Origin of the sequence: Protofrankia sp. Cas8 (assembly GCF_963555845.1) — a bacterium.
In the GTDB taxonomy this organism is placed as follows: domain Bacteria; phylum Actinomycetota; class Actinomycetes; order Frankiales; family Frankiaceae; genus Protofrankia.
The window spans coordinates 1-3482 of the sequence record NZ_CAUVXI010000181.1; the positions used below are offsets into that span (position 1 = coordinate 1).

The 3482-nt window shown below is 72.1% G+C and carries 1 protein-coding gene; it reads right to left on the bottom strand.

Features of this window, described 5'->3' with window-relative positions:
• Window positions 1-3262 (bottom strand): CHAT domain-containing protein (locus U9977_RS21010; RefSeq protein WP_322751003.1); only part of this gene is annotated, 3262 nt, incomplete at its 3' end.
• Window positions 3263-3482: the final 220 nt, after the last annotated feature.

Genomic DNA, 3482 nt, shown 5'->3' on the forward strand with positions numbered 1-3482 from the left:
CCGCCCGTGCCACATCCCCGAGCTTGTTGTGGAAGACGGACAGGTCGCGTTGGGCCCCGGCGTTGGTCGGGTCGGCCTCGGCGCGGGAGCGGGTGAACGCAAGGAGCGTGTGGGTCCGTGCACGAGCCGCACTGATCTTCCCGATGTTGACCAGCGCTGCGGTTTCCCGATCGGCCAACGGCAGGTAGCCGGGGATAGCGGGAGGCAGAAAGGGAAGGACCTGGCCGAGAAACGCGGTGACCGACAGCTCACCGAGCTGCCTGGCGAGCAGGTCTGCGACCCCGCCGGCGAAGTCGACCAGCTCCTCATGCCGGCCGGTCGCGGCCTGATGACGGGCAATCTCGACGAAATCATCGAACCCGCCCCGGCCGGTCTGGAGCCGGTGTAGCCGCATCGCTTCAGCCCGCCGATGCCGCCCGGTGAACCCGTCACCCTGGTGGGATTCCAACGCGGCGGCGACCCACGGATGCACGACCTGCTGGCCGCCGTCGGCGGCCAGCAGCGTCAGATCCACCAGCCGAGCCGACGCCCGCCGCACCACGGCCCGCCGGGCGTCGGTCGGGTCGCTCTCCCACCGGCAGCGGGCCAGGTCCTCGACGGTCAGCGGCAGGGTGGACACTGCCGCCTGCAACAGCAGCTCCTCCTGTTCGCCGTCGAGCACACCCACAAGCGCGGTCAGCAGGATGTCACGGGCCCCGAGCAGCACCACGTCGGCGACGGCCTGATGCAGATCCCGGGAGGCGGTCAGATCAACATGCTGCTCGGAGGCCAGCGTCCGCAGCCTGCGGGTCACCTCGGGCAGGCGCCCGCGGGCACCGTCGCGCAGCAATGCGTCCACGAACTCGATCAGCCGAGGATGCCCGCCGATCGTCGCGGCGAGCAACCGCCGGTCAGCGGCGCTCACCCCGGCCAACGAACCCAGCCGCAGCAACAGCCGGCCCAACTCGGCGGGGCTGAGCGCCGGCACACCCACCGGGAGCAGATAGCTGTCCGCATCGGGGACCGGATAGCGGCAGGTCACCAGGAGCCGACCGGCACAGCCCGCCGCGCACAAACCATCGAAGACTTCCGCGAAACCCGGATCGAGGAAATGTTCCCCGCCGGGCGTGAGGTTCTGTTCGAAGTCGTCGAACACGACCAGCAGCCGGGCCTGGGCCAACAACCGCCCGACTGCCTCCACCTTGGCAGTGTCTTCCACCCGCCGATCCACCAGCTCCGCGTGCACGGAGGCCAGTTCCGGGCGGCCGGCGATCGCCTGCGCCACCTCGCCGATCAGCCGCTGCGGGTTCCACGCCCCGCCGTGGACCGCGGTCAGCCAGCCCTCATCGGCCAGCCGGGACAGCACCCGGCCGGCGATCGCGGTCTTCCCGATCCCGCCGATCCCGGTCAGCATCACCCCGGTCAGCTTCACCCCGGCCCGTTCCCCCAACCGCAGTACCGCCACGGTCGTGCGCAGCTCGGCCCGTCGGCCGATCAGCTCCCCGATCCGCAACGACCGCACCGACCCACCCGTCGGCGCGGTCGTTGCCCTACTCAGCAGCTCCGTCGGGACGGCCGGGTCGAGTAGCGGCGGATCCTCACCAACCGACAGCAGCGTCGCGATCCCGTACTCCGGCCGCATCCGACCGTCGGCACCACCGCGGCGGGACGCCTCGACCCGGTCGGTTTCCAACCCCCGCCGGGCATCCGCCAACGCCCCCGCCGGGGTCGCCCCCACCTCCCCTGCCAGGCTGCGGTAGAAACGGCCCGCCAAGGCGGTGGCATAGCCATCGGTCACCGCGGTCTGCATCGCCAGCACCCGGTCCGCCCCAAGCCGCAGCAGCGTCGCGGCCAGCCCCTCGGTCCCCCGCCCCGCCCCCGCGCACGACGACAGCACCACCAGCGGCAGCGGACGCCGCCCGGCCCGCAACGCCCCCGCCAGCGCACCGGCCTTGACCGTGACCGGGTTACCGTCCTCGTCCTCCAGCTCCACCGATTCCGCCGAGCCGTGCGCGGACAGATGCAGCACATGATATTGATCGGCGCGCAGCGCCTGCTCAATCTGCACCAGCCCGGCGACCTCCAGAATCCGCACCTGCGCGGCGCTGTCGACTCCCGCAAGCGGGCCGACCGCGTCCAACACGGCCTGCATCTCCGCTTCCCCATCCAGCGGAGGACTGGCCGTGCGGGTCTCCGCCGGTGCCGCCACCGCCACCAGGATCTTCAACGGCCCCGGCAGCGGCCCCACCGTCCCCGCCTGCCCCGCAGGCCCGCCCCCGGGCAGCCGCCGTCGCAGCCGCACCGCAGGCAGGGTCGCCAGCACCCGCCCGTCCGGCAGCCGGAGCAACTCAAACGGCCAGCCCGCCGCCGCACCGTCGGCGGCCACCACCAGCTCGACCGAGGACCCCCACGGGGAATGATCCGCCAGGTCGACGATCCGACCGAGCGTCTCAGGGTCGAACAACGCCGCGCACAACCGCCGCCCCTCCTCCGCCAGCCCCGCCTCCACCACCAGCGGGACCCCACCGAGCCCGTCCCACACCCGGTCCATCCCCACCGGCACCGGCCCGGACCGTTCCCCCAGCACCGTCCCGGCCAACACGGTCCGGCATCTCAGCTGCCTCTCGGTGACCGTCACCTCGACGGTCAGGTCCTGACGCACCGGCCGGACCAGCCCCGCCACCCGCGCCCCACCTGTCTCTGACGACAGCACCGGCGCCCGCACCCCCAGCGGCGGCACCTGCCCCACCGGGGGTTCTGTCTCGCCCGGCTGCCCGGTCAGCACCCGCAGCAGCCGCTCCACCCCCGCCAGGGTGAACGCCCCCACCGGATAGCTCGTCGCCGCCGTCGGCTGCAAGAACACCGGAATATCGGCGGTGGACATACCCGGCAGCACCACCGGCAGCACCCGCTCCAGCGTGATCGCCCGCTGCGCGTACAGCGCCTCTCGGATCAACGCCGCCTCGAACTGCACCCCACGACCCTCGTCCGCGCCCGCCTGGCCCTCCGCCCGCCGCCGATACGCCGGCGACACCACCACCAGCACAAAATCCGCCTCACGGACCTGCTCGATCATCCACAGCGGCCAGTCCTGGCGTTGTTCCGCCGCCGGCCGATCCAGCCGGGCGTCCACCCCGAACCGGCGCAGCAGCACCCACAGATCCCGCACCGCCTCCGCATGCGCCTCCGACTCATGCGCATACGAGATGAACACCCGCACCGGCGGTGGGTTCTCCGACCGGCCGGCTGCCCCCGGCCCCGCGGTCTCGTCGGCACCCGCCATCACGACCCCCCAAACCCGTACAGTCCAGACGCAGGGTAGCCGCAACGATCGTCACCGCGACACCCACCCCGACCGCGGCCACTCCCCGCACCCACCGACAGCGAAAAACAACCAGGGGGCGGACCTGTGCCTACTGGCTCGTGGCGTGGGCACCGTCTGCATGAGGTTGATGGTGCTGTTGCTGGATCGGGACAACTGGATCAGGGCAACTGGATCAGGG